Genomic DNA, 6930 nt, shown 5'->3' on the forward strand with positions numbered 1-6930 from the left:
GTGCCCGAGGCTGGCGCGGAGCGACCCGGAAATCAAACGCAGCCAGGGCCGTAACACAGATTTAACAGCCGGTGCCTACGCTGCGGGCATGGACCGCCAGAAGGAATTCGTGCTGCGCACGCTGGAGGAACGCGATATTCGGTTCGTCCGGTTGTGGTTTACCGACGTGCTCGGATACCTCAAGTCCGTAGCGATCGCGCCCGCCGAACTCGAGGGAGCCTTCGAAGAAGGCATCGGCTTCGACGGCTCGTCGATCGAAGGGTTCGCGCGCGTATCCGAATCCGACACGGTCGCGCGCCCCGATCCGTCGACGTTCCAGGTGCTGCCGTGGACCAGCAGCTCGGGTCAGCATCATTCCGCGCGGATGTTCTGTGACATCACCATGCCCGACGGTTCGCCGTCGTGGGCGGACTCGCGCCACGTGCTGCGCAGGCAGCTCGCGAAGGCCAGCGATCTGGGGTTCTCGTGCTACGTGCACCCGGAGATCGAGTTCTTCCTGCTCAAGCCCGGGCCCGATGACGGCAGCGTGCCCGTCCCCGCCGACAACGGCGGTTACTTCGATCAGGCCGTGCACGACGCGGCGCCCAACTTCCGCCGCCACGCGATCGACGCGTTGGAGCAGATGGGCATCTCGGTGGAGTTCAGCCACCACGAAGGCGCGCCCGGCCAGCAGGAGATCGACCTGCGCTACGCCGACGCGCTGTCGATGGCCGACAACGTCATGACGTTCCGCTACGTCGTCAAGGAGGTCGCGCTCGGCGACGGTGTGCGGGCCTCGTTCATGCCCAAGCCGTTCGCCGAACATCCTGGCTCGGCCATGCACACCCACATGAGCCTGTTCGAGGGCGACACCAATGCCTTCCACAGCCCCGACGACCCGCTGCAACTGTCCGACGTGGCCAAGTCCTTCATCGCGGGCATCCTCGAGCACGCCAGCGAGATCAGCGCCGTGACGAACCAGTGGGTGAACTCCTACAAGCGCCTCGTGCACGGCGGCGAGGCGCCCACCGCGGCGTCGTGGGGTGCCGCGAACCGCTCGGCGCTCGTGCGGGTGCCGATGTACACGCCGCGCAAGGCGTCGTCGCGGCGCGTCGAGGTGCGCAGCCCCGACTCGGCATGCAACCCGTACCTGACGTTCGCGGTGCTGTTGGCCGCGGGCCTGCGGGGCGTCGAGAAGGGCTACGTCCTTGGCCCGCAGGCCGAGGACAACGTCTGGAGCCTGACCCCCGAGGAACGCCGCGCGATGGGTTACCGCGAGCTGCCGTCGAGCCTCGGCAACGCGCTTGAGGCCATGGAGAGCTCCGAGCTGGTCGCGGAAGCGTTGGGCGAGCACGTATTCGACTACTTCCTGCGTAACAAGCGCACCGAGTGGGAGAACTACCGCAGCCACGTGACGCCCTACGAGCTGAAGACGTATCTGTCCCTCTAGGCGCTCCCTGTAACGTTTTCGTCGTGCCCAAGCCTGCGACCGAGCGCCCGAAACTGCCCAGTGTCGGCCGGCTGGGACTGGTCGATTCGCAGGCCAACGCGCACCTGGACCGGCTCGGCTGGAACACCGAATCACACGTCGAGCTGTTGTGGTCGCTGTCGCGCGCCCCGGACGCCGATGTCGCGCTGCTCGCGATGGTGCGGCTGGCCGAGGCGCTCGGCGGCGAGTGGGACGAACTGAACCGGGAACTGCTCACCGACCGCGCGCTGCGGGGCCGGCTGTTCGGTGTCCTCGGGTCGTCGCTCGCGCTCGGCGATCATCTGGTGGCACACCCACGGTCCTGGCGGCTGCTGGTGGGCAGAGCCGCACTGCCGAGCGCGGAAGAACTGCGCGACGCGTTCACCTCGGCCGCGCACCGGCTCGACATCGACCGGGGCACAAGTGCGGCCGTACCGCCCATGCGCGACCTGTACCGCGACAGGCTGCTGGTGCTCGCGGCTCTCGATGTGGCCTCGACCGTCGAGAACGAGCCCGTGGTGCCGTTCGTCACCGTCAGCACACACCTGTCCGATCTGGCCGACGCCGCGCTGGGTGCCGCGCTGACGGTCGCCACCCGGGCCGTGTGCGGCGACGGTGCCGGCGAGGCATCGCGGCTGGCGGTCATCGCGATGGGCAAATGCGGTGCGCGCGAACTGAACTACGTCAGCGACGTCGACGTGATCTTCGTCGGCGAGGACGTCGCCAACGACAACCTGACGACGGCCACCAGGGTGGCCGGCGAGATGATGCGGTTCGCCGCCGACGCCTTCTTCGAGGTCGACGCGGCGCTGCGGCCGGAAGGCAAACGCGGACAACTGGTTCGCACGCTCGACTCGCACGTCGCCTACTACCAGCGCTGGGCCAAGACGTGGGAATTCCAGGCGTTGCTCAAAGCCCGCCCGGCCGCCGGTGACCCCGACCTGGGCAAGGCCTACATCGACGCGCTGATGCCGATGGTGTGGACGGCCTGCGAGCGCGAGGATTTCGTCCCGGAGGTCCAGGCCATGCGCCGGCGCGTCGAGGAACTCGTGCCCGCAGGCGTACGGTCCCGCGAGATCAAGCTCGGTACCGGCGGCCTGCGCGACGTCGAATTCGCCGTACAGCTACTGCAATTGGTGCACGGACGCAACGACGACTCACTGCACGTGGCCTCGACCGTCGACGCACTGGCCGCGCTCGGGGCAGGCGGCTACATCGGGCGTGACGACACCGCGAACATGACCGCGTCCTACGAGTTCCTGCGGCTGCTCGAACACCGCCTGCAACTGCAACGGCTCAAGCGCACGCACATGCTGCCCGACGACAGCGACGAAGAGGCGTTCCGCTGGTTGGCGCGCGCCGCTCACATCCGGCCCGACGGCACGCACGACGCGTCGGGCGTGTTGCGCGAGGAACTCAAACGGCAGAGCCTGCGGGTGTCACGCCTGCACGCCAAGCTGTTCTATCAGCCCCTGCTGGAATCGGTCGGCCAGCCGGCGCTTGGCATCGAAGCCGGGATGAGCCCCGAGGCAGCCGAACGCCAGCTCGCCGCACTGGGTTACGAAGGCCCGCAGAGCGCACTGACCCATCTGGCCGCGCTGACCGGCACGACCGGCCGCAAGGGCCGGGTGCAGCAGGTGCTGCTGCCGACCCTGCTCGACTGGCTCTCGGACACCCCCGATCCCGATGCCGGCCTGCTGGCCTACCGCCGCATCAGCGACGAACTCCAGGAGCAACGGTGGTACCTGTCGACGCTGCGCGACGAGGGGGCCGTGGCCAAACGGCTCATGCGGGTGCTGGGCACCTCGGCCTACATCCCCGAGCTGTTGATGCGGGCACCCGAGGTGATCCAGCTCTACGCCGACGGCCCGAACGGGCCGAAACTGCTTGAGGGCGACCCTGACAGCGTCGCACGGTCACTGGTGGCCTCGGCCGGGCGGCACGCCGACCCGGTGCGCGGCATCGCGGCCGCGCGTACGCTGCGCCGCCGCGAGCTCGCCCGCATCGCGTCGGCCGACGTGTTGGGCATGCTCGAGGTGACCGAGGTCTGCAAGGCACTGACATCGGTGTGGGTCGCGGTACTGCAGGCGGCGCTGAACGCGGTGATCCGCGCCAACACACCGGAATCCGGAGTGCCCGCCCGCATCGCGGTGATCGGCATGGGCCGATTGGGCGGCGGCGAGCTCGGCTACGGGTCCGACGCCGACGTGATGTTCGTGTGCGAACCGGTGCCGGGCGCCGAAGAGTCGGTTGCGGTGCGATGGGCGGTCAGCATCGCCGAGCAGGTCCGTGCCCTGCTCGGTACGCCGAGTGCCGATCCGCCGCTCGAGGTCGACGCCGGGCTACGGCCCGAGGGCCGCAACGGTCCGCTCGTGCGCACCCTCGCGTCGTACGAGGCGTATTACGCGCAGTGGGCGCAGCCGTGGGAGATTCAGGCGCTGCTGCGGGCCCACCGGGTTGCAGGCGATCTCGAGCTCGGCGAGCGGTTCCTGCTCATGGCGGACCGGACCCGGTACCCATCGGGCGGCGTCTCGGCCGAGGCGGTGCACGAGATCCGGCGCATCAAGGCGCGGGTCGATGCCGAGCGCTTGCCGCGTGGCGCCGACCCCAACACCCACACCAAGCTGGGCCGCGGCGGCCTGGCCGACATCGAGTGGACCGTGCAGCTGCTGCAGCTGCGCTATGCGCACAAAGTGCCTGCGCTGCACAACACTTCGACTCTGGAGACGCTCAACGCCATCGGTGCTGCCGAGCTCGTGGCCGAGAGCGACGTCGAGCTGCTGCGCGACGCCTGGCTCACCGCGACCCGGGCGCGCAACGCGCTGGTACTCGTGCGCGGAAAGCCCACCGACCAGCTACCAGGGCCAGGGCGCCAGCTCAACGCGGTGGCGCTCGCCGCGGGCTGGGGCAGCGACGACGGCGGTGAATTCCTCGACAACTACCTGCGGGTGACGCGACGCGCCAAGGCCGTTGTGCGCAAGGTTTTCGGGGGCTGACCCGCCGCGCCGTGATTAGTGGTGCTAATAAGGACGGGTGGACTATACGTTCGACGTCATCAGCGCTGATGAGCACGATCGTTTGCAGGCGCTCTACGAACCCCTGACGCGGGCGGTGCGCGACCTCGTCGATGCGAGCATCCGCTCGGGCGTCGACGACAACAGCATCGGGCGCGCCACGGCCGCGATCGAGGCCGTCACCGAGACGCTGCGACGCGAGCAACGCGACGGGCCCCAGCCGATGCGGCACGCCGAGACGGGCCGGCCCGTGGTGTGGGCCAACCCGGTCGTTGGCCTGCGCAACGCGCTCGCGCCGCCGCTCGTCATCAACCACGAATCCGATGGCACGTGCTGGAGCGAGTTCACGCTCGGTGCGGCATATGAGGGGCCGACGGGCTGGGTGCACGGCGGAATCTGTGCGCTGGTGCTCGACCACATCCTCGGCGAAGTGGCGAGCGGCGGGCTCAACAAGCCGCTTTATACGGGCACCATCACGTGCCGGTACGTGCGCGGAACACCGTTGGGGGAGTTGCGTGCCGACGCGTTCGTCGAACGCACCGAAGGCGTCAAGGCGTTCGCCCGGGGCCGGCTCAGCGACGCCGACGGGGTCACGGTGGAGGCCGAGGGCGTGTTCATCATGCCGGCCTGGGCCAGAAGCGCCGGGTGAAGCTCTCCGCATGAAGTTCTACATTGCGAGCGGCTTCCTCGACACCGCCGAGGTCGTCGAAATCGCCAAGGCCGCAGACGATCTCGGCTATGACGGGTTGGGCATTCCCGACCACATCGTCAACCTCGAGACGCTGTCGACGCCGTACCCGTACACCAAGAACGGTGAACGCCGGTGGCAGCCGTTCACGCACTGGCCCGACCCGTGGGTTTTGGTCGGCGCACTCGCGCAGGCCACGACCCGGCTGCGATTCACCACGACGGTGTACATCCCCGCGATGCGCGACCCGTATGCGGCGGCCAAAGCCATCGGCACCGCGGCCTACCTGGCCGGGGGTCGCGTAGACCTCGGCGTCGGCGTCGGTTGGTGCAAGGACGAATTCGAGCTCGTGGGACCGCGGTTCGACGCCAGGGGCCGGCGCACCGACGAGATGCTGGAGCTCATGCGCGAACTGTGGTCGCCCGGATGGGCCGAGTTCAGTGGCGAGTTCTACACCGCACCGAGGCTCGAGATGGAGCCCACCCCGCCGCCCATCCCGATCTGGGTTGGCGGCCTGTCCGATCTCGCGCTGCGCCGGGCCGCCCGCAACGACGGCTGGATCGGCGACCTCATCACGACGGACCGGGCGATCGCCGCGATCGCCCGGCTGCGCGAATTGCGTTCGGAGGCCGGGCTGTCGATGGACGGCTTCACCGTGCTGACGCCGTTGGTCGACGCGGTCACGATCGCCGACTACGAGCGCGCCGAGGCGGGCGGAATCACCCACATCCTGACCATGCCGTGGATGTTCTACACCGGTCCCGACGCGTCGCTGGCCGACAAGATCGACGGCATGAAACGCTTCCGCGCGGACCTGGCGCTGGACCGTTAGGCCAGATCTATCCTCGGACCGTGCGGCGACCGCGTGCGGTGTCGAGCGCGAACGCGCCACCGCCTAGCGCGACCAGCAGCAGGAAGCCGAAGCAGAACAGCACCGCGGCCTCGCCGCCGTTCTCCAGCGGGAACAGACCCTCGGGCTGGTGCTGCCAGAAGTACGCGACCGCCATCTGCCCGCACGCGATGAAAGCCGCGATGCGGGTGAACAACCCCACCAGGATCAGCAGGCCCAGTACGAGTTCCAGCACACCTGCGTACCAGACCGGCCAGGTGCCTGCGGGGATGGGACCGCTGCCCATATCGACGGGCCAGGCAAACAGTTTCGCCGCGCCGTGGATCGTGAACAAGAAGCCGAACACGATGCGGAATATGCCGATAACGACGGGGGAGTAGGTGGCGAGCCGGGCGTCCAGGTTAGTCGTCATGCTCAGACCATACGCGCCACTCCCAGTGAGTTCACAGCTCCAGCAGCACCGTTACCGGTCCGTCATTGACCAGTTCCACCTGCATATCCGCACCGAAAACCCCCGTTTGCACAGATGCGCCCAAATTCCGCAGTGCGAGGGTGAATTCGGTCACGAGTGGTTCGGCGACCCCTGCCGGAGCGGCCGCGTTCCACGACGGGCGCCTGCCCTTGTCGGTGTTGGCGTACAACGTGAACTGACTGATCGCCAGGATCGGCGCAGCAACATCGGATGCAGACTTCTCGCCATCGAGAATCCGTAATTGCCACAGCTTTTCGGCCATCCGGCGCGCCTTCGCCGCATCGTCGTCGTGGGTCACCCCGACCAGGGCCAACAACCCCTGCGATTGCGGGTCGACGGCGCCGACGACTTTCCCGTCGACCGTCACGTGTGCACGCTTGACCCGTTGCACCAGAACACGCATGGGTCAATTGTCCTGGGCGATACCGCCAGCAGACGCAAATGTCCCCGACACGCCGG

6 protein-coding genes are annotated in these 6930 nt (G+C 68.3%); 4 read left to right on the plus strand and 2 right to left on the minus strand.

Annotated elements, in window-relative coordinates:
* Window positions 1-88: 88 nt before the first annotated feature.
* Genes glnA through ACRCUN_RS32470 form a run of 4 tightly spaced genes read left to right on the plus strand, consistent with a single transcriptional unit; the run spans window position 89 to window position 5981 of the window.
* Window positions 89-1429, plus strand: coding sequence for a type I glutamate--ammonia ligase (gene glnA / locus ACRCUN_RS32455; RefSeq protein ID WP_067855312.1), 1341 nt, complete (start codon window positions 89-91; stop codon window positions 1427-1429).
* A gap of 23 nt (window positions 1430-1452) precedes the next feature.
* Window positions 1453-4443 (plus strand): bifunctional [glutamine synthetase] adenylyltransferase/[glutamine synthetase]-adenylyl-L-tyrosine phosphorylase, encoded by a 2991-nt coding sequence (locus ACRCUN_RS32460; protein WP_462145707.1) that lies wholly within the window; start codon window positions 1453-1455, stop codon window positions 4441-4443.
* A gap of 37 nt (window positions 4444-4480) precedes the next feature.
* Entirely contained in the window at window positions 4481-5110 is a 630-nt protein-coding gene (locus ACRCUN_RS32465) for a PaaI family thioesterase (RefSeq protein ID WP_462145708.1), read from the plus strand.
* Window positions 5111-5120: 10 nt separating this feature from the next.
* Window positions 5121-5981: a TIGR03619 family F420-dependent LLM class oxidoreductase gene (locus ACRCUN_RS32470; protein WP_462145709.1), complete on the plus strand. Its 861-nt coding sequence runs from the start codon at window positions 5121-5123 to the stop codon at window positions 5979-5981.
* Window positions 5982-5988: 7 nt separating this feature from the next.
* On the opposite strand, the gene ACRCUN_RS32475 is transcribed toward ACRCUN_RS32470, so the two are convergent.
* Window positions 5989-6411 (minus strand): DoxX family protein, encoded by a 423-nt coding sequence (locus ACRCUN_RS32475; RefSeq protein ID WP_462145710.1) that lies wholly within the window; start codon window positions 6409-6411, stop codon window positions 5989-5991.
* Window positions 6412-6442: 31 nt separating this feature from the next.
* Window positions 6443-6874, minus strand: a complete 432-nt coding sequence (gene dtd / locus ACRCUN_RS32480) for a D-aminoacyl-tRNA deacylase (protein ID WP_462145711.1) — start codon at window positions 6872-6874, stop codon at window positions 6443-6445.
* Window positions 6875-6930: the final 56 nt, after the last annotated feature.

It is taken from the genome of Mycobacterium venezuelense (assembly GCF_054919535.1).

What these genes read in the sequence shown, in the direction of transcription:
- ACRCUN_RS32475 (WP_462145710.1), bottom strand. Translation starts at nt 6,411, where the DNA reads ATGACGACTAACCTGGACGCCCGGCTCGCCACCTACTCCCCCGTCGTT.
- dtd (WP_462145711.1), bottom strand. Translation starts at nt 6,874, where the DNA reads ATGCGTGTTCTGGTGCAACGGGTCAAGCGTGCACACGTGACGGTCGAC.
- ACRCUN_RS32470 (WP_462145709.1), top strand. Translation starts at nt 5,121, where the DNA reads ATGAAGTTCTACATTGCGAGCGGCTTCCTCGACACCGCCGAGGTCGTC.
- glnA (WP_067855312.1), top strand. Translation starts at nt 89, where the DNA reads ATGGACCGCCAGAAGGAATTCGTGCTGCGCACGCTGGAGGAACGCGAT.